General features: G+C 43.3%; 17 protein-coding genes. All 17 read right to left on the bottom strand.

What is annotated here, in order from left to right:
- Positions 1-2 precede the first annotated feature (2 nt).
- Positions 3-1316, bottom strand: a complete 1314-nt coding sequence (locus BMZ41_RS11790) for a C40 family peptidase (protein ID WP_090529879.1) — start codon at positions 1314-1316, stop codon at positions 3-5.
- Complete coding sequence (locus BMZ41_RS11795) at positions 1317-3830, bottom strand: VirB4-like conjugal transfer ATPase, CD1110 family (RefSeq protein ID WP_090529882.1); 2514 nt, start codon at positions 3828-3830, stop codon at positions 1317-1319.
- Between the two features lie 12 nt (positions 3831-3842).
- The gene (locus BMZ41_RS11800) at positions 3843-4709 is read right to left on the bottom strand and encodes a VirB6/TrbL-like conjugal transfer protein, CD1112 family (protein ID WP_090529884.1); all 867 of its coding nucleotides are present in this window, start codon (positions 4707-4709) and stop codon (positions 3843-3845) included.
- 93 nt (positions 4710-4802) lie between these two features.
- Positions 4803-5015 (bottom strand): Maff2 family mobile element protein, encoded by a 213-nt coding sequence (locus BMZ41_RS11805; protein ID WP_031558130.1) that lies wholly within the window; start codon positions 5013-5015, stop codon positions 4803-4805.
- Positions 5016-5319: 304 nt separating this feature from the next.
- Positions 5320-6087, bottom strand: a complete 768-nt coding sequence (locus tag BMZ41_RS11810) for a class I SAM-dependent methyltransferase (protein ID WP_002586626.1) — start codon at positions 6085-6087, stop codon at positions 5320-5322.
- A gap of 50 nt (positions 6088-6137) precedes the next feature.
- Positions 6138-8057, bottom strand: a complete 1920-nt coding sequence (gene tet(W), locus BMZ41_RS11815; RefSeq protein WP_090529887.1) for a tetracycline resistance ribosomal protection protein Tet(W) — start codon at positions 8055-8057, stop codon at positions 6138-6140.
- Positions 8058-8697: 640 nt separating this feature from the next.
- A complete protein-coding gene (locus BMZ41_RS16050; RefSeq protein ID WP_090529987.1) occupies positions 8698-8838 on the bottom strand; it encodes a Maff2 family mobile element protein in 141 nt (46 codons plus the stop codon).
- 291 nt (positions 8839-9129) lie between these two features.
- Positions 9130-9657 carry a DUF1697 domain-containing protein gene (locus BMZ41_RS11830; RefSeq protein WP_090529890.1) on the bottom strand — a complete coding sequence of 176 codons (528 nt, stop codon included), beginning with the start codon at positions 9655-9657 and terminating at the stop codon, positions 9130-9132.
- Between the two features lie 129 nt (positions 9658-9786).
- The gene (locus BMZ41_RS11835; RefSeq protein WP_090529893.1) at positions 9787-11532 is read right to left on the bottom strand and encodes a VirD4-like conjugal transfer protein, CD1115 family; all 1746 of its coding nucleotides are present in this window, start codon (positions 11530-11532) and stop codon (positions 9787-9789) included.
- Positions 11529-12008, bottom strand: a complete 480-nt coding sequence (locus BMZ41_RS11840; protein WP_090529896.1) for a PcfB family protein — start codon at positions 12006-12008, stop codon at positions 11529-11531. The genes BMZ41_RS11835 and BMZ41_RS11840 overlap by 4 nt, the downstream gene beginning before the upstream one ends.
- Positions 12009-12019: 11 nt before the next feature.
- Positions 12020-12955: a ParB/RepB/Spo0J family partition protein gene (locus BMZ41_RS11845; RefSeq protein WP_090529899.1), complete on the bottom strand. Its 936-nt coding sequence runs from the start codon at positions 12953-12955 to the stop codon at positions 12020-12022.
- Positions 12912-13736 (bottom strand): ParA family protein, encoded by an 825-nt coding sequence (locus BMZ41_RS11850; RefSeq protein ID WP_090529902.1) that lies wholly within the window; start codon positions 13734-13736, stop codon positions 12912-12914. Before BMZ41_RS11850 ends, BMZ41_RS11845 begins: the two co-directional genes overlap by 44 nt.
- 9 nt (positions 13737-13745) lie before the next feature.
- Positions 13746-14675, bottom strand: coding sequence for a DUF6017 domain-containing protein (locus tag BMZ41_RS11855; protein WP_090529905.1), 930 nt, complete (start codon positions 14673-14675; stop codon positions 13746-13748).
- Between the two features lie 127 nt (positions 14676-14802).
- Positions 14803-15846, bottom strand: a complete 1044-nt coding sequence (locus tag BMZ41_RS11860; protein WP_177184217.1) for a DUF5688 family protein — start codon at positions 15844-15846, stop codon at positions 14803-14805.
- Between the two features lie 119 nt (positions 15847-15965).
- Complete coding sequence (locus BMZ41_RS11865; protein WP_090529908.1) at positions 15966-16457, bottom strand: hypothetical protein; 492 nt, start codon at positions 16455-16457, stop codon at positions 15966-15968.
- A 106-nt stretch (positions 16458-16563) separates the two neighbouring features.
- The gene (locus BMZ41_RS11870) at positions 16564-16899 is read right to left on the bottom strand and encodes a helix-turn-helix domain-containing protein (RefSeq protein ID WP_090529911.1); all 336 of its coding nucleotides are present in this window, start codon (positions 16897-16899) and stop codon (positions 16564-16566) included.
- 325 nt (positions 16900-17224) lie between these two features.
- On the bottom strand, positions 17225-19864 hold the full coding sequence (gene ppdK / locus BMZ41_RS11875; protein ID WP_090529914.1) for a pyruvate, phosphate dikinase: 2640 nt from the start codon (positions 19862-19864) through the stop codon (positions 17225-17227).
- Positions 19865-19946 lie beyond the last annotated feature (82 nt).

Consider the following 19946-nt stretch of genomic DNA (forward strand, 5'->3'; position numbering starts at 1 on the left):
CCTTAAGGCAATCTGCCATAACAATAGAAATGTTGCTGCCAGTACTTGGTATTTACCGAGGTGTACTGAATCGGATTGCCACAGTGAAGCATCATTCCATTGCCACAATAGATGCCCACATGACTGGCTCCGCTGGTGTCATAAGTGCCTTTGAAAAAGATTAAATCTCCTGGCTTTGCTTCCTCTGGAGAAATCACCGTACAAGTGTGTTTCAACTGATCAGCCGTTTGTCTGCCGAGATTCCATCCACTATGATTAATAACCCAGCTGACAAAACCACTACAGTCAAATCCGGTAGATGGACTAGAGCCACCCCACACATAAGCACGTCCCAAGTACTTTTCCCCTTCTGCAATCATGGCTGCAAAGGTTTGATCTGACAGGGCATCCGGTGGAATCTGATATTCCTCTGGATCTTCGTAATCCACATACGCATCATCAAACAAATAGGCTTTGTTACCCTGCGTCTCTAAGAGAAGTGCATATCTAGCCTGCTCATCCTCATTCATGCCTTTTGATGCAATAACAGTACCTAGACTGTTGTTCTTCAAAGTTACTGTCAGAATCCGCACATGATAATATTCTGTCTCCGTATAGGTGTAGGAAACGTTGTGCGGATTACCTTCCTTATCAATTACAGTCTTAGTTCCGGTCTTTGTCACCTGACGGGAACGACGCTCTGTACGGGTGGTATAGCTAAGGTCATACTGTTCATTGAAAAGGTCTTTTACCACCTGCTTCATATTACTGCGCTTATAATCCTCGTACTTTACGGTCAAGTAGCTAGCTAGCTCATAAGGGTTATGACCGATTTCCTCCAGGTTGTACTCATACTCGTCATAATCCGGAAAATCAGTCTCCGTATTTTCGATGGTCTTCTGCAGTTCCTGTTCCAGCTTTACATAATCTGCATCTACTCCGGTGATATCCTCGTCGTAGGCAGTATAAGTGGAAACCAGAACGGTATCTCCCATACTGGAAATCACGGCCTGAAACAAGCTAATCAAGTTGCTGGATAGCCAGATAAAAAGAATGACCAGAATCGTCACCACAAGCACCACTGGGTGCTCTTTTAAAAACTCGGCAATCTTTCTGATCGAATCCTTCACTCCATCTTTAATTCCTTCTGCCCTATCCTTCATCTTATCCGCGAAGCTTTTTACATAAGGGCTGTCCCTGTCTTTTCGGTAGTAGTTCTTCTTGATTTGATGACGCTGATAGGCACGGTGCATTTCCCTTGTGGCCTCTTCCCCAGCCGCAACACCTTCATCAAGAGCCTGCCCACCGATGTTTTCATCCTGATTGTAATTACTCACTTACACTCCTTTCTGCCAGGCGGCTACTTCCTTTGGCTTTGTGGTCATAATGCGGTAGAGCTCTAAGTCATGAGGGAACTGATCCTTAAATGGCAAAATCAGATTTCCAAAGACCAGTAAACCTTCGCCCTGCTCTGCCTTTTCCACATAAGAAAGCTGATACTTACTGATACCAAGCTTTCTCGCCAGAATCTCTCTGTCTCCTGGCGCTTGATTTAAAAGATAGATAAACTCACAGTTATCAAAGATGTTCTGCACTTCCGGCGACTCCAACAAGTCCTTCACGTTCTGGGTGATGGCTGTCGGGATGCCTCCCCATTTACGAAATCGCTTATAGATTTCCGCGCTATAGTTGGCGGTCTGCTTATCTTTTAGAAGCAAATGGAACTCATCCATGTAGTATCTGGTAGCTTTTCCCATGCTTCTATTGGCTGTAACTCGTCCCCACACCTGATCCTGAACGATGAGCATACCGATTTTCTTAAGCTGCTTTCCTAAGTCCTTGATGTCGTAGCAAACGATTCGGCTATTGATATCTACATTGGTCTGATTGTTGAATACATTCAGGGAACCAAAAACATAGATTTCAAGTGCCGTTGCTACCTCATGAGCTTCCTTCTCGTTCTGTGCCATCAACTCATTGAATAGATCAGCAAGGATTGGCATGTTCTCCGGAATTGGATTCTCGAAGTACTTCTCATAGACCTTGTGGATACAGCGGTCGATAACCGTCTTCTCCACTGGGCCAAGTCCACCTTTTCCATCCATAACAAGCTCAAACAATGATAGGATAAATTCAGCCTTCAGTGACACCGGATCATCACCATCGGAGTAGTTCTCGTTGATATCCATGGGATTGATGAATTGCTTGGACTTCTGGCTGATATGGATGACCTGTCCATGGAACTTATTTACCAGCGCGGTGTATTCCTGCTCCGGATCACAAATCATGATGTCATCATCGGTCGATAGCATGACGTTACTCATCTCACGCTTTGCAGAAAAAGACTTACCAAATCCAGGCTTTCCTAGAATCATTCCATTTGGATTAGACAGGCTCTTTCTATCTGCCATAATCAGATTCTGTGACAAAGCATTCAGGCCATAGTAAAGTGCTTCATCCTCGGTCTGCATCAGTTCCTGCGTGGTAAATGGAATAAAGATTCCTACCGAACTTGTGGTAAGACTTCTATCTGTATGAATCAGGTCTCTTGCAAGTGGCAGGCAGCTATTCAGCCCTTGTTCTTGTCTGTAGTCCAGCTTGTAGATATCACAGTTAAACTGCTGGGCTGTGCTGGATGTCTGCAGGTAGTTATTCTTAAGTTCAATCTTGGATGCACCGGTATTCAAAATAAGAAATGTCATCTTAAACATTCGCTCATTCTGATTCTGTAAGTCCTGAAGAAATGCATTGGCGTCCTTGCCATAAGTCACCAAATCCCCCGGAATCAGATCCATATCATAACCGGAACGAACAGCCTTCTTCTGTTCATCAATCTTCGTTGAATCAATATTCGTGATGGTCTTCTTTACCTTCTTAATCGCCTCATTCTGATTGATAGACTGCAGATGGATACTGATGACCTGACTGGAATCTGCATTCAAAAGTTCCATCAAGAATCTGTCTTCCATGGTTGGCGCATCGTAAGATAAGGCAGATATGGTGGCAAATCTCTGCTTGGTGCGAATCATGTTTTTCACTGGGTATTTAAGTGTGCTATCCTCTCCTCCTAGGCTCTTGATTAGCTGAATCATTTCCAGTCGCTGCATACCATCAAGAACTTCTGTCTGCACATCCATGCGCTTGAAGTTATTTAAGATGTCATTTTCAATGGAGCGAAGACGAGGCTTGGCATCCTTAATGGACTTGGCATAGATACCAAAGGTGAGATACTTGGTCTTTTCCAGACCATTATTGCCCTTCTCAAGCTGGCGGTTTAGCATCTCAGAATACTCTGCTCTTACATCATCAAAGCCATCCTGTTTTTCCTTAATACGTATCGTTTCATAGAACTTCGTTTCGTCCTTGGTGACATTTACAAAGGTCAGCTCGAAGTGGACGGAGCTATCAAAGAAGTTTAAGAACTTCCTCCAATTATCAAAAATCGCTTGCTGGTCCTCATCGGTAGCAAGCTTATAGTTGATATCTGAAAAGCGAATGGTCTTGGAATAATAATTCTCATCCACCCTGCAGATACCGTCTTTAAACATTTGCTCGAAAGATTCCTCCGGGGCAGGCTTTCGCCTCTTCCAATCAATGGCGTGCTGGATAATGCGCTCAATGTTCTCCCCATTTTTCTCATACATCGCCATGAAAAACAGTGGCATCATCACCGCCATCATGAGAAACGTAGACGCGCTCACGTTATCCGAAACACTCTTCACAAGAAAAAAGGTGGGCACTCCAATCATTCCGGCAAGCGTGAAGCAAATCAGCTGCCTCTTGGTGAGATTGAACGCCACCTTCTCTTTTACCCTGGATAAATCTCTTGGCACATTTACTCTTATCGCCATAATTATCCTTCCTTACTGTGCTGAAAAAATTCTCTTGGACAAGGTGCTGGTCTTGAACAAGGCAAATACCAACAGTACGTTGTAGCCAAGCACTGACCACAAGGAGCCTGCGATATCACTAGAAATGGATACGTTCTGAATCAGCACCGCATAGATTGCGACGCAGATTAATATAAGGAATCCCTGGAAGCCAAGTGCAACAAGGCTCTTCACATAGTTCTGTCCGATTTGGCTCTGCTCCCTATTTCCAAAGGTTGAAAATGGAAGTGGTGCCAAACTTATCATCAGGTAGATTTCAATCATTCGTCCGTAGATGACTAGGAAGATCATCATGGACATGATTTTGATTCCTATGTTTAGTAGTCCGATTTCCATAAACAGTGGCAAAAGCTCTCCGATGGACATAGCCTCCAGTGTTGAACGCATCTGCGCAAGCTGGGATGCATTCACTGCTGTAGAGTTCTGGATGATGTTTCCACTCTGGGAAATCACATGCCCCGCCACATCGAAGATTGCCATAGTGATATCAAAGCAATGCGTAATCAGCATTACTGCTACATAAGTCTTGAATATCCATTTGAAGAATATCCATGTTTCAAAGTTCGCCAGATTGTTGTGGGCGATAACCAGCTGAATCAGTTCATAACATGCAATAAATGTGAGAATCATACCGGCAATCGGCATAATCGCATTGTTGGACACCGTCTTCATCAGGTTGAAAACACCCGGCGTAAAATTCGCCGGGCTTGTTGCTACATCTGCAGCTACACTTCCAACCTGGGCATTGATACTGTCAAAGGTTCCTGTCAGCAGGCTCATCAGCCCATCTACAATCCAGTCCTTGAGCCAAGAGGTCATTTGCTCAAATATTCTATCCATGCAATGATCTCCTTCATTTTGATTTGGGTAGCAAAAAAGCTGGCGAGTGCCAGCCTGCTACCTGTTCCATATTCAGTTGTATCTCCCTCTGGATTAGAATAATCCGGAAAGAAGTGGGATGAGCTGTGTGCCGATGAGTGCAACACCACCACCAGCCATGAGCTGCTTCATTCCCTGTGACTTAGCACCAGGATTATCGTTGCCGTAACCCTCAAGAAGGTTTACAACGCCCCATACTCCAAGGCCTGCGCCAAGTGCGATAACAAGTGTCTGTAATACTGTGATTGCTGAATTGAAAAATGCCATGTCTTTCTCTTCTGGTCCGGGTTTCACTTTCTTCCTAAACGGCTTCATCATCCATCTCTTAATTTTCCTAAATACTTTTTTACACCAGGATTTGATCACCTTAAATACCTTCATCATCGTACCTTCATTCGGAAGTAGCTTCTCCCGAATTTTCCTTTCTTGAAAATAGATTAATAGTTTCGGCTCATGTCCATTCCTTGCGCTAAAAATGGGCATAATAATAGACCAGTACGAATCATCTGGGCGTCCCCAGAGGTACTGGTCTATGTAAGGTTTTATTTAGTTTTGTCCGACAAACCTGAATTTATTTTAAGCTATCACGTTTTACCTTCTTAAGCCTTACTATCATTACCATAGGAATTTCTTTGTTGGTTTTAAAACATTCTTCATAAAATCCATCAATGACAAATCCAGCTCTAAAACAAAGGTTAAAAATATCTTGTATGGAACGATGATAATAAATCTGCTCTTTCGGTTGCCCTTCAATCGCTATATCATAGTAACTGTGCGGTGTCATATATTTTTCAGTCAACGTGACAAAACAAGGGTGTTGCGTTGCAAAGACAAAAATTCCGCTTTCCTGCAACAGTTCATAAACAGCCATAAGAAGTGGTTCAATATCCGTAATATCCATAATTGCCATATTAGAAACTGCTTTCGTAAAGGCTCGATTTCTTTTTAATTCTAATATACTTTTTCTATCGGTCGCATCCGCCACACAAAATTCAATTTGTTTTGCATATTGTGATTGCCGTCTTTTAGCCAATTCTATCATTTTTTTGCTGTAATCAAAAGCGACAACCGAAGCGCCTCTTTGTGCAAGATACGAAGAATAATTTCCATTGCCACACGCAATATCCAAAATGTAATCCGCAGGATTAGGAGATAGAAGTTCCGTTACTTTGGGACGCACTACCTCTCTGTGAAATTCATTAGATTCGTCACCCATTGCATTATCCCAAAATTGTGCGTTCTCCTCCCAGATTTTTTTACTTTCCTCTGTTCCCATGTTCTCTCCCACTCCCCAAATTTGCTTTTTTGCTTCCATTAAATCTTCCTTACTATATTCCATTGTTACCCTCCATAACTTCTGATTGTTGCCGTCTTGACGATTATGTATCTTTACATTACCTTCTGAAACATATGGCGCACCTTGTCCAGGCGGCTGTTTGGACGGCGGGGCTGGATGACCGGCTGACCGACAGCGGCCTGATATCCTTTCAGCTCTGTAAGGCATACGCTCCGCCCGTTGGTGTAAAAGGCCAGATCAGTACGGTATGCCTGTATACAGCGGGCGGGAATCTCGCCAGTAAAGACAACTTCATCCTTTTTTACCTGGGCCGTTTCGATGGTGGCACAGTATTTCGGTGCATCTTGATAAGCCCTGGAAAGGTATTCCTGGGGCGCATAGAGGATGAAGGAGAGATAAGGTTCCAGCAGCTGCGTCCCCGATTCCTTCAATGCCTGTTCCAATACAATCGGGGCCAATGAGCGGAAGTCCGCCGGCGTGCTGACCGGACTGTAATAAAGCCCGTATTCAAAGCAAATCTTACAGTCCGTTACGTTCCAGCCGAACAAGCCCTGCTCCAGCCCGTAACGGATACCATCCCTGACAGCGTTTTGAAAACTCTGGTTCAAGTATCCCAGCGAAACCCGGCTCTCGTATTGTACACCGGAGCCAAGCGAGAGTGGTGTAACAGACAGTCCTATGGATGCCCAAAACGGGTTGGGCGGCACCTCGATATGGATGGTGTGGCTGGCTGCTTTGAGCGGCCGCTCCATATAAATGACGGAGGGTTCCTTTACCACTGTTTCAAGCTTGTATTTTTCCGACAGCAAAGCGGAAACAACCTCCAACTGCACCCGGCCCAAAAAAGAAAGAATGATCTCATGGGTGATGGAATCCACTTCGCAACGCAAAAGCGGGTCAGTATCCGCAAGTTGCGTAAGAGCGTCCAGCAGCCGTTCTCTTTGCGCTGCCGTTTTCGGCGCAATCGTCGTCCGCAGCATGGGGAGGGGGTCCTCGCGCCACCTTTTACGAGGGAGCCGGGTTTGGTCCCCTAATACATCGTTTAACCTCACGCTGTCGCTGGGAAGGATAACAATTTCACCCTGATAAGCGGTGTCTGTCCGAACAATTTCCCCTTTGGATGGAATACGCATCTCTGTGATTTTCAGCTTTTCTCTCCCGGCCAGGGCCACCGTATCCCGCAGGCGCAGCGTTCCGCTGTATAACCGTAGATAGACACGCCGCTGGCCGCAATCGGTGTACTCAACCTTGAAAACGCTGCCGCATAGGGCGGCGCCCCCCTGTTCCCCAATCGGTTGGAACAGCCCTGTCACCGCATCCATCAACGGTTGAATGCCAAGGCCATTTTTGGCGCTGCCATGATAGACTGGGAACAGGGAGGCGTCTTGAACCCGCTGCTGTTCCTCCCGCGCAAGTTTTTCCCGGCTGATTGGTTCTCCTGCGATATACTTTTCCAATAATTCATCGTTATTTTCGATGACCGCATCCCATGCTTCTATGTCGGTATTTTCCTCCAGGACTATTTCCGGGGACAGCGACACCGTCTGCTTGATGATAATATCGGCGGAGAGCTTATCCCGAACAGACTGAACCACGCTCTGCAAATCAACGCCAGCCTGGTCGATCTTGTTGATAAAGATAACGGTGGGAATGTTCATTTTCCGCAGGGCATGGAACAGAATACGGGTCTGGGCCTGCACGCCATCTTTAGCGGAGATCACCAAGATGGCCCCATCTAAAACAGCCAAAGAGCGGTACACCTCCGCCAAAAAATCCATGTGGCCGGGCGTATCCACAATGTTAACTTTACATCTGTGCCACTGGAAGGAAGTGACTGCCGCTTGAATGGTAATCCCACGCTGCCGCTCCAAAAACATGGTGTCCGTCCTCGTTGTCCCTTTTTCGACGCTCCCCGGTTCTGAAATGGCTCCGCTGGCATATAGCAGGCTCTCCGTCAAGGTCGTCTTTCCAGCGTCTACATGGGCAAGAATTCCAATATTGATTATTTTCATGTGATTGTCCTCCCTTTACAGCCCCAAAGGGCATAAAAATCCCCAGCAGTAAAATACTTTTACCACTGGGGATTATAAGTTGCGGACATACACATATACAGCATACACCTGTTTGTGATTGCTGTTTTTGGGGATATGTCAAAATTGATAAGGCAAAAGTATTCTTAAATTGGGTACAAAAAACTAAGCCCCTACAAAAGGAGCTATCATAATCCTTTGTTCCCACTATTTGATTATAGTTTTATTTAAGAATACCTTGCCGCATATTTTTTACTCCTTTTCTGGATTAAATCATTGTATCACATCAGTTTTAGGAAAGCAAGTACCTAAAAGAAATTTTTCTTCCCCTTATATGTAACAATCATACCGGCTTCCTAGCGTTCAGAATGTTTTCTGCTGTCTGCTGTGGTGTTTGGTTGGAATTGTCCAACCAAAAGCCGATCCGTGGTGTTGTCTGCATTTTACTAAATACAAATTCAATGTATACAGAAAGATATAAGGAGTGGGAGGGATTCCGCCGTAGTTGGCATTGTAGGAAAATCCAAAAGTTTAGATTTTCCCACAATGCTTATCTTTTGGTCTTTGGTTCGGAATAGTGTAGTGCTGGCGGTCTATCTCTTGTTTTCGGTTGCTTGCTTCCTTACCGTACATGAGCATTCGCACCAGGGTTGTCGTTGCCATAACCCTCAAGAAGATTTACAACGCCCCAAACACCAAGGCCTGCGCCAAGTGCGATAACAAGTGTCTGTAATACTGTGATTGCTGAATTGAAAAATGCCATTTTGATACCCTTTCGGATTCTCGCAGCCTTCACGCGTACCTTCATCCAACATCCCTTCAAAAATTTCCACACCTTCATAGTTCGTACCTTCATTCGGAAGTCGCGAGCTCCCGAATTTTCCTTTCTTGAAAATAGATTAATAGTTTCGGCTCATGTCCATTCCTTGCGCTAAAAATGGGCATAATAATAGACCAGTACAAATCATCTGGGCGTCCCCAGAGGTACTGGTCTATGTAAGGTTTTATTTAGTTTTGTCCGACAAACCTGAAGTTGTGCGATTAACTTCGAATTTTATTTGCAAACCTTCTTTACTGTATTTGCTGTTCTAATTGTTAATCTATCTGCAATTTCATTAGTTGCAGTTTTTTTCCACCAATTACATTTTTGATATTGCTGTCTATCAAAAGTCCAAAATATAACATTCTTATACATTTGCACTTTTTCAAGTTCATCGGAAGGTGGTCCTACCATCTCATATATTTGCTCAGGTGTATCATCTGAAAGAACAAAAATTAAATTATCATATTTTTCTTTACTATTTGAACCCCACCATTCAGGTGCATTAGACAAAATATCATTTAACACATCTGCTTCAACTACATATACTGGAATTCGAAGTTCAAATCTATTTAGAATCATATCTTCAATTCTATTCCTAAGATTATTGTCATCAGATAAAAATGTAACATTGCCACTATTCAAATATGTTGACACCTGCGTAAACCCTGCATTTTCAAGTTCCAACTTCAAATCAGACATTCTAATTTTGTTTTTACCGCTAATATTTATACCACGAAGAAATGCTATATATTTTTTCATTGAGTCCCCCTTAACGAGTTAAACTGAAATATAATTTGCCTCTAAAAATTCCGATTTGTAAAAATAAGCACCTCTCCGTGCTCTAATAATCTTACCATATTACTCATTAGAAGAGGTGCCTAAATTCCATTAAATCCTCACCACATCAAACATTTCTCCACTTTTCACTTTAATCCCCTGATGCAAGAATCGTTGTATATCCAACTTATTCCGCTCATCATATTCACCAGTCTCCTTATAAAGTGGATGCTGAGTGACATCGTATTTGTCCGACAAAAATGGACGTACACCTCGAAGCTGCAGGATGCATTTATCACCATCCATAACTGCGATTTCATCCACGGTCATGAGATCCTTTCCACTCTTCTGATAGTTCATGGAGTAGGAAGGATTGTTACCCCTGCTCTCGCCGGTGTTATACATGTCGATGGTTTCCTTTCCAAGGAACTGGGATAAATCCTTCAGCGTGGTTGGCTCCGTGCCACCAAGGAACAACTGAGAATCCATATTTCCTATGATGGTATCTGTGTTGTCCTTATAGATGGCTTTCAGTTGTGACTTCGCCTGTAGGAACAGGCACGCACTAATCTCACGGCTTCGGATGGTTGCCACCAACTTCTCCAAGTTCGGAATCTGTCCGATATTGGCTGTCTCATCGATGAGGCATCTGACATGGACAGGAAGTCTGCCGCCATACACATCATCGGCCTTCTCACAAAGCAGATTAAATAGCTGACTGTAGACCATGGAAATCAAGAAATTAAAGGTAGCATCTGTATCACTCATAATGAGAAATAATGCTGTCTTTCTATCTCCCAAGGTGTCCAGTTCCAATTCATCATAGCTTGTGATTTCTCTAAGCTCTGCAATATCAAATGGAGCAAGTCTGGCACCGCAGCTCACTAAAATAGATTTTGCTGTTTTGCCCGCCGCTAGTTTGTATTTGCGATATTGCCTTACTGCAAAGTGATTTGGACTCTTCTTTTCCAGGTCATGAAACATCATATCTACTGGATTTTCATAATCCTCATCATCCTCGCGAACCTCTGAAGCATTCAGAAATTCTAGTAGCGTATTAAAGTTCTGCTCTTCCTCTGGCGCCTCATAATGGATGTATCCAAACAGCGCACAATAAAGAAGAGTCTCGGCCTTTGTCCAAAACTCGTCTCCGGCTTTGCCATCCCCCTTCGTATTTGCGATAAGGGTATTCACCAGTTTTAGGATGTCCTTTTCTGAGTGAATATAGGCAAATGGGTTGTAGTGCATGCTCTTCTTGAAGTTGATGGTATTAAAGATTTTCAATCTGTATCCATGCTTCAAAAGAGTCTTACCTGCTTTGATCACCACGTCACCCTTCGGGTCTGTGACAACATAACTTGAATGCATCTGCAACAGATTCGGAAGCAGGAAGAACCTGGTCTTACCTGATCCAGAACCACCGGTTACAAGTACATTCTTGTTTCTTGCATACTTTGGTTTCTTCGGGCGGCTGCTCATCATCAGTCGCTCGGTTTGGGTAAGGATGATATTATCCTTAAAGTTTGGAGCCATATACGGCTCTATGTCCTGTGCTGTACCCCATCGTGCTGTTCCATATTCTGCACCATGACGGTATTTCTTAGCATTTTTACCTCTTACATATACGACAACCTTCATTCCAATACCAAAAGCAATACCGACCATCAAATCAAAGGGATGCAGGCTTGGCAGGAAATTCTGAAGTGCTATTGGAAATGCCTGTGCCAGAGCTCCCACTTCATTTACCGCATCTATTGTCTGCGATATTCTCCAAGCCTCTCCCAGATTTGTTGCAAATAATCCCATGAGCACATACGGGATATTTAACAGGATTAGTCGTTTCTGCTTTTTGGTCATCGCGTCATCTCCTGTGTCCTGTTCTTTGCCTTGTTTGGTTGTTTCCTTGCAATCTCAATAAACTTACGAAGCTTCGCAAGCACGCTTGGTCGCTCCTGCTTCTTTACCATCTTCTTGCTGTATTCATTCACCACAGCTTCCATGGCATCGGTATCTCTGGCTTTGAAAAAAGCTGTAAACACCGGTGGCTTCTCAGAAGTATCCTTCATAACAGCGAAGTCGACACCGTACTTCTTTGCAATGCGCTCAAAAGTACGAAGGCCTTCATCGCCAACTACCATGCTGGTTACTCCCTGATTCTGCTTAATCAGTTCATCGATGGATTGCTTGCCCTGGATATGTTCATCAATAGCTGCCAGCTGCTTTTTCTGCCGATGTCTCAAGTAAGCTTTCACTCCAGCAATGAATGTTCTCATAGAAAGCTTTGTGGTAGTAATCGCAAGTCGGACAGATTTCTCTTCAATCTCTTCCTGCATAGAATCACCTCCTAACGTTCCATATCTCTATTACGTTTCTTCTGCCACTGATCAAGTAGCTTGATGATGGTATCTTCCATCTGCTTTGGTGTATAAGACTTTGGAAAATACTTCTTTAAGGTGTCATGTTTCAAAGTCACTCGATCCAAGTCCTGTTTCTTTTCTTCAGAAAGAATAATGTTCATCCCTTCCTGGGTAATCTCACCATTCAAAGCCAGCTTCTTAATTCGCTGCGCCTGAGATAAAGAAGGAATCGCCTGGGCATAATCAATGGCTGAGAGAAGGTCTTTTTGCTGTTCTGGATTTAAGAATGAAAGCTCGTAGGCTGGATTAAAGCCCATTTGCTTATCATCTACTAATTGAAGAAGCTCTGGATCTAGGTTGGTGAGGCGGATATAGCGCTGAACTGTTCTAGCACTTTCTCCTACCTGTTCACCAAGAATTTCATCACTTCGCGACTTCGTGCCAATTTGGCACGAAGTTAAATCTCTTCGTTCGCCCTGATGTTTCATCGCATCCAACTTCATCTTAAAAGCAAAAGCTCTCTCACTTGGCAGTATCTCTTCCCTTTGCAGATTCGAATCCACCATCAAAATCGTAGCTGCATCATCATCCAAATCTCTTACAATACAAGGAAGTGCCTCAATCCCTGCTATTTGGCAGGCATGATGTCTTCGATGTCCTGACAGGATTTCATAGCCTCCATCGCGGTCTGGTCGAACAATAGCTGGTTGCAATACACCAAACTCTTGAATGGACTCCACTGTTTTTTCCATATCAGCATCATCACGAACCTTAAAGGGATGGTTCCGAAAGGGATGCAATTCATCCAGTGGAATATCAACCACCGTATCACCATTCACGGCCCCTGCCTTATCAGCCGATGCATCATTTCCAAAAATATCATCGTAACTGCTCAGCTGAATGTTTGAGCGCTCTTTCTTCATTCTTCAGCACCTCCTTTGTTAAATTCTTATAGGCTTCTGCCACCTTCCCTTTTGGATCATGAGCAAAGATACTTTTTCCTTCTGCACTGATTTCTGCAGCCCTGACGGAATGTGGAATCTCTGTCTTATAGACCTTTAGCTTGCTACCATAGGTATCGCGAATCAGGTTGCTGATATCCTTCGCATAATTTGTTCTGCCATCCACCATGGTTAGCAGGATGCCATCAATCTTAAGCTTTGGATTTATCTGTCGCCTAACCTTATTCACTGTCTGAAGCAACTGCTCCAAACCTTTGGCTGAAAGGTACTGAGCCTGAACTGGAATCACTAATCTGTCCGCTGCAGCTAACGCATTTACGGTAAGCATCCCAAGAGATGGCATGCAGTCAATCAGCACATAATCGTAATTGCTTTTTACGGAATCAATGTATTCCTTCAGCACTTGTTCGCGGCTCATAACATTTACCAAGGAGACCTCCATTCCTGATAAAGAAATGTTGGCTGGCATCAAATCCACACCTTCCGGATGATGAAGAATTCCTTCCCCCGGAGCGATTGGCTCTTCCCGAAGAACCTTCGCCATAATGTCCGCCACGGTAACAGGAAGCTCATCTGCTTTTGGATGTCCAAGGCTAATGGTGAGTGAACCCTGCGGATCCATATCCACAAGCAAAACCTTTTTTCCTTCAGAAGCTAAACCAACGCCTAAGTTTTCTGTGCTTTGCGTCTTCCCGGTACCTCCTTTTTGATTAACAAGTGCAATCACCTGTGACTTACTCATTTTCTCCTCCTAAATCAATCCATTTGCTCTGTCATGGTTAAAAAGCGTGTCGTAATGGGCATCTATCGTCAGCGGTGCATTATAAAGCGTCGTGATCAGATACTGCCTGGTATTACGAACAAGAGTCGTGTTCTTCTGAAGCCCTTCTAACACGTACTCAATATGCATGGAATTAATCTTCATAAACTGTGCCTTCACAATCGCTGCCGGTTTGTCCTCTTTTCCAACACAGATGTGATCCTTGGTCGAACAAAGAACATCCACCATCAGCTCTGCTAATTGATTTAGCAATTCTCGCTGATATGGATATCGCTCTTTTAAAATCTCAAGGCTGATATTCTCAGCCACATAATCCTGATACTTTTTACGAATCTGTAATGCATCATTTCCATTCCCTTCCATTCCATTTTCCTGGGGCGACTCACGATAGAGCCGTATCCTGTCAGAATGGAATGGAATAGAATCAGTATCACTAAAATCAGTATTGTTATTATCAGTATTATTTGTTCGTCCTTTTGACACTTCTTGACCTGTCAATTCCACATTTCCTGAAGTGTCATTTTGACATTTCTGGAAATGTTCCTTTAACACTTCAGATGAAAAGTTCTTTACATAGATGAGATTTGGCTTGGTTAAGCCCTGACGTTTCTTTTCGATAAGCCCGATATCTTCAAGCTCTGCAAGGATATTTACAGCCTTCTTATTGGCACATCCTAGATCATCCTGCACTTCATCGATGGTGTAGATGATATACACTCTGCCATCATCATCCTGCCAACCGTTTTTTGCGGATAAGCTCATACGGTCCAGGAGAAGACCATAGAGAATCTTGGAGTCCGACGACAGACGCTTTAGACGTTCTTCCTTAAACAGAAGCTTTGGAATTCGTACAAATGAAAAAAGGTCGCTTTCGCGGCCATAGAAATAATCAAACGTCATTTTTTCTTCTCCTTTAACAATCTCATCTCTTCTAGGATTTTACGGGTGCACCAGCCGATGCATGGCTGATGCTTCCCGTAAGGACATCCTCTACAGGCAGAGGGCTTCTTGCCTGTCTTTTTATTCATTACAACGCCTCGCCACCACGGTCATGAGGACGAGTGACACTTTCATGAATTGGAGCTTCGCGCTTCTTATCAGCGAGCTTATCGAGAGCTGATTCGCGCTGCTTTGCAGCAGTACGCTCCTCGAACTTCTCAGCCAGTTCAAAGACCTTATCCTTGGAATCATAGTGATAAACACTATCTGTGAGGATATCTTCCGGCTGAACCTCGGTAGCATTTACCGTGCGAACCATATCTTCCAAGTCAGCACGATTCATGCTTCCATCGTCTCTTACTAAGAGAATTTCATGGATGGATGAAGGCAATACATAGAAATCACCGCCAACTCTCTCAGCCGCCTGTTCCATGAAATCCTGGTAAGCAAGTACACTAGCGCCCTGCACCTTATCTGGAACTGTGGCTACAAAAAGTGGCTCATTCTCTGGTGGTGCAATCGGCATGCCCATCATCATAAAAGCCTCGTCTCCCATCATCTCCTGCAATGTCTCAGACATGGTCTTAATCACTGCCGGGCGAAGTTCTGGAGCAATCGTCATGGCATCTTCATGAAGCTGATCTGCTGTGATGCCATAGGAATCCAAAAGCTGATTTGTCACCAGAATGCTGGCTCTACCCTCATCTGAAGCATCCAAAACAAAGCGATATACCACCGCCATGTCTTCGATGTTCTTATGCGGTACCTTCTCAAGCATGTCAGCATTTCTCTCTGCTGAAACCACTTCCATGGAAAGCGTCTGCTTCATTTGGTCATAGTCATTGACCTTATCGATATCAAAGCTCTTTGACTCTGTGATTCCCTTAGCAGCCTGATCAGAAGCTCTCTCCACGATATCGATATAATCTCTTCCATCCTCATACGCTTCAAAAGCACTACTGAGATTGATATTTACACCAATCACACTTCCCGGTGCTTTCACGGTCAAAGCATCATACCCATCGTTCAACTTATCAATGTGCCGAACATCGGTCTCTGCTTCGATTCCCCTGTTTGCAAGATTCTTTAGTACATCCTGCTCCATGTCCTGTTTGAATTTCTCGTAGTCCATTGTCTACCTCCTTTGAATAATGAATAGTTACTGCTCAAAATGAGCACAAAAATAGCAGCTACCTCGATTGAGATAACTGCTATGTAACGTTCACTATTCAATTAGGTCGAGAAATTTGATTATCTAAATAAACTTGGAACTGCAAAAAATAAAATAAGCAACGAAAGTATTAAAACAAAAATCCATCCAATAAAAGGCTTAAACCACCTATTATGCATGCATAATACATTCAATTTGGCCACACCTTGCGGATAATTAAAAGTCCATGGATATTCATCAATATAAGTAATATCAATTTCTTGCCCTAAATAATTATATCGAACACCATTCCACTTTTTTTCGCGCATATCTTTGATTGAATTCAACGTCATTGTTTTTATAGTTTTCCCCTTTTCCGTACGAAATTGAACGATAGGATATGCTGTAACTCTATTAAATCGGTTAGAGTGTAATTTATAATTTCTGTAGCGTCCCTCATAAAAATCAACGATTTTCGCTGTACAGGTGTTTCCAAACAGCTTCAACCTTATAATCCTATATAATTGACGACATGATGCAAACGTTCCTGCACAACCTGTTATTAAAAGTATAAATCCATATAATAATTTCATTTTCTACAACTCCGATTTGTTAATTTAAATTACCTTATAAGCTTATCACATCTCATATTTTAAAAAAGAAAATATTTTTAAAAAATTAAGGTTATAAGCTTATAGGTTAAATTAATCCAGCAATTCTTTGCTTAATAACCCAGAAAACATCTTCTTTATCCTTAGTAGAAAGCTGGTCGTATAACCTACATAAGGAGATGTATCTATTACAAAGAATCTGCTCTTCACTTTCCTCTGCGTAAGATTCTAGTAATAATTCTCGTACATCTACCTTATAAAGTTTTGCAAACTCAACAATTTCATCAGATGTAGGTTGATTATTGTTTGATTCAATATAACCTAATCTTCTCCGACTTATTTTCATTCTTTCTGACGCTTCATCTAATGATAACCCTGCTTTTGTTCTTGCTTCTTTTAACTTTTTTGCCGTAAAATCACTCATTTTCAAACCCTCCTCAAAGTGCAAGATTTTGCACTATTCGTTTTCAAACACAAAAATGCGTCCTTGAAATTACCTTATAATAATTCCCAGAACGCATCAATTATATGTCATATAAAATTTTTTTGCCTATAAGCTTATACCCAAAACTTTTTTCATTTTTAGGTAAAAATATAGGGAGTCAAAATGACTCCCTATACTAGAAACAGCTTAAATTCAAGCTTTTCCGGGAACCGAAATCTGCGGTGCTCTCCATAGTAGAGCTTTGCAGCTTTCTGTATGTAAGATTTTGGAATCTCAAATGTTCCTAGAAATAGCGCATTTTCAATTAGTGTTTCTCTGCGATAGCTGCCTGTGCTGCAGCAAGTCTAGCGATTGGTACTCTGAATGGAGAGCATGATACATAATCAAGACCAATCTTGTGGCAGAACTCTACTGAAGATGGATCTCCACCGTGCTCACCGCAGATACCTACGTGAAGCTTAGGATTTACTGGCTTACCAAGCTTAATAGCTGTCTCCATAAGCTTACCAACACCTGTCTGGTCAAGCTTAGCAAATGGATCGTTCTCGAAGATCTTTGTGTCATAGTAAGCATTTAAGAACTTACCAGCATCATCACGAGAGAAACCAAATGTCATCTGTGTAAGGTCGTTTGTACCGAAGCAGAAGAAGTCAGCTTCCTTAGCGATTTCGTCAGCTGTAAGAGCTGCACGTGGAATCTCGATCATTGTACCAACTTCGTACTCAAGCTTAGCGCCAGCAGCAGCGATTTCAGCATCAGCTGTCTCAACAACTACCTGCTTAACGTACTTAAGCTCCTTAACCTCACATACAAGTGGGATCATGATTTCAGGCTTAACATTCCAATCTGGATGAGCCTTCTGAACTTCAAGTGCTGCACGGATAACAGCCTTTGTCTGCATCTTAGCAATTGAAGGATATGTAACTGCAAGACGGCATCCTCTGTGACCCATCATTGGGTTGAACTCGTGGAGTGACTCACAGATGTTTCTAATTTCCTCTACTGACTTATTCTTAGCCTTTGCAAGCTTCTCGATATCAGCATCCTCTGTAGGAACGAACTCGTGAAGAGGTGGATCAAGGAATCTGATTGTAACTGGGCATCCCTCAAGTGCTTCGTAAAGAGCCTTGAAGTCTCCCTGCTGGTAAGGAAGAATCTTATCAAGAGCAACTTCTCTCTCTTCCTCTGTATCTGAGCAGATCATCTCACGGAATGCTGCAATTCTGTCAGCCTCGAAGAACATGTGCTCTGTACGGCAAAGACCGATACCTTCTGCACCAAGCTCTCTAGCCTTCTTAGCATCAGCTGGAGTATCTGCATTTGTTCTAACCTTAAGCTTTCTGAACTCATCAGCCCAAGCCATTACACGACCGAACTCGCCAGCGATAACAGCGTCAACTGTTGGGATGATACCAGCGTAGATGTTACCTGTTGTACCATCGATAGAGATTTCAGAACCCTCTGTAAATGTTGTGCCTGCAAGAGTGAACTTCTTGTTTTCCTCATCCATGTTGATGTCGCCACAACCAGAAACGCAGCATGTACCCATACCACGAGCAACTACTGCAGCGTGTGATGTCATACCACCACGAACTGTAAGGATACCCTGAGCAGCCTTCATACCTGTGATATCTTCTGGAGATGTCTCAAGACGTACAAGAACTACCTTCTCTCCTCTAGCAGCCCATGCCTCAGCATCGTCTGCTGTAAATACAACCTTACCACATGCAGCACCTGGAGAAGCACCAAGACCCTTTCCAAGTGGAGTTGCAGCCTTAAGAGCAGCAGCCTCGAACTGTGGGTGAAGAAGTGTATCAAGGTTACGTGGGTCGATCATTGCTACAGCCTCTTCTGGAGTCTTGTGTCCCTCATCAACGAGGTCGCAAGCAATCTTAAGAGCAGCTGGAGCTGTTCTCTTACCGTTACGGCACTGGAGCATGTAAAGCTTCTTGTTCTCTACTGTGAACTCCATATCCTGCATATCATGGTAGTGATTCTCAAGAGTCTCACATACCTTGATGAACTCTGCGTATGCCTCTGGGAACTCCTTCTCCATCTGAGCGATTGGCATTGGTGTACGAACACCAGCAACTACGTCCTCGCCCTGTGCGTTGATAAGGAACTCACCCATAAGCTTGTTCTCGCCTGTAGCTGGGTCACGAGTGAATGCAACACCAGTACCAGACTCGTTATTTAAGTTACCGAATACCATTGGCATTACGTTAACTGCTGTACCCCATGAATAAGGGATATCGTTATCTCTTCTGTAAACGTTTGCACGAGGGTTATCCCATGAACGGAATACTGCCTCGATAGCGAGCTTTAACTGCTCTACTGGATCTGAAGGGAAGTCTGAACCAAGCTGATTCTTGTACTCAGCCTTGAACTGCTCAGCAAGCTCCTTAAGGTCGGCTGCTGTAAGGTCTACGTCGAACTTAACACCCTTCTTTTCCTTCATCTCATCGATGAGCTGCTCGAAGTACTTCTTACCTACTTCCATAACTACATCTGAGAACATCTGAATAAATCTTCTGTATGAATCATATACGAAACGCTCGAAAGCTGGATCTGGGTTACCAGCGATCATAGCTGCAACTACTTCATCATTAAGACCAAGGTTAAGGATTGTATCCATCATACCTGGCATAGATGCACGAGCACCTGAACGAACTGAAACGAGAAGTGGGTTCTTAAGATCGCCGAACTTCTTGCCGTTGATCTCTTCCATTTTCTTAACACCCTCCATAGCCTGAGCCATGATCTCGTCGTTGATTTTACGGCCATCCTCATAGTACTGAGTACAAGCCTCTGTTGTGATTGTGAAACCCTGTGGTACTGGTAAGCCAATGCTTGTCATTTCTGCAAGATTCGCACCCTTTCCGCCGAGAAGGTTGCGCATTGACATGTCACCTTCGCTAAACATATACACCCATTTGTTAGCCATTACAATATCCTCCTAAAAATAAAAAAAACTGAAAATTACCGTCTGCAATTAAGGGGTTACAGACAGTCCGCTATTATTTAAA

The sequence above is a fragment of the Pseudobutyrivibrio sp. UC1225 genome, assembly GCF_900115215.1.
In the GTDB taxonomy this organism is placed as follows: domain Bacteria; phylum Bacillota; class Clostridia; order Lachnospirales; family Lachnospiraceae; genus Pseudobutyrivibrio.

Excerpts from the sequence above, each read along its gene's own strand:
- BMZ41_RS11795 (WP_090529882.1), bottom strand. The coding sequence starts at position 3,830 with ATGGCGATAAGAGTAAATGTGCCAAGAGATTTATCCAGGGTAAAAGAG.
- BMZ41_RS11800 (WP_090529884.1), bottom strand. The coding sequence starts at position 4,709 with ATGGATAGAATATTTGAGCAAATGACCTCTTGGCTCAAGGACTGGATT.
- BMZ41_RS11805 (WP_031558130.1), bottom strand. The coding sequence starts at position 5,015 with ATGGCATTTTTCAATTCAGCAATCACAGTATTACAGACACTTGTTATC.
- BMZ41_RS11810 (WP_002586626.1), bottom strand. The coding sequence starts at position 6,087 with ATGGAATATAGTAAGGAAGATTTAATGGAAGCAAAAAAGCAAATTTGG.
- BMZ41_RS16050 (WP_090529987.1), bottom strand. The coding sequence starts at position 8,838 with ATGGCATTTTTCAATTCAGCAATCACAGTATTACAGACACTTGTTATC.
- BMZ41_RS11830 (WP_090529890.1), bottom strand. The coding sequence starts at position 9,657 with ATGAAAAAATATATAGCATTTCTTCGTGGTATAAATATTAGCGGTAAA.
- BMZ41_RS11835 (WP_090529893.1), bottom strand. The coding sequence starts at position 11,532 with ATGACCAAAAAGCAGAAACGACTAATCCTGTTAAATATCCCGTATGTG.
- BMZ41_RS11840 (WP_090529896.1), bottom strand. The coding sequence starts at position 12,008 with ATGCAGGAAGAGATTGAAGAGAAATCTGTCCGACTTGCGATTACTACC.
- BMZ41_RS11845 (WP_090529899.1), bottom strand. The coding sequence starts at position 12,955 with ATGAAGAAAGAGCGCTCAAACATTCAGCTGAGCAGTTACGATGATATT.
- BMZ41_RS11850 (WP_090529902.1), bottom strand. The coding sequence starts at position 13,736 with ATGAGTAAGTCACAGGTGATTGCACTTGTTAATCAAAAAGGAGGTACC.
- BMZ41_RS11855 (WP_090529905.1), bottom strand. The coding sequence starts at position 14,675 with ATGACGTTTGATTATTTCTATGGCCGCGAAAGCGACCTTTTTTCATTT.
- BMZ41_RS11860 (WP_177184217.1), bottom strand. The coding sequence starts at position 15,846 with ATGGACTACGAGAAATTCAAACAGGACATGGAGCAGGATGTACTAAAG.
- BMZ41_RS11865 (WP_090529908.1), bottom strand. The coding sequence starts at position 16,457 with ATGAAATTATTATATGGATTTATACTTTTAATAACAGGTTGTGCAGGA.
- BMZ41_RS11870 (WP_090529911.1), bottom strand. The coding sequence starts at position 16,899 with ATGAGTGATTTTACGGCAAAAAAGTTAAAAGAAGCAAGAACAAAAGCA.
- ppdK (WP_090529914.1), bottom strand. The coding sequence starts at position 19,864 with ATGGCTAACAAATGGGTGTATATGTTTAGCGAAGGTGACATGTCAATG.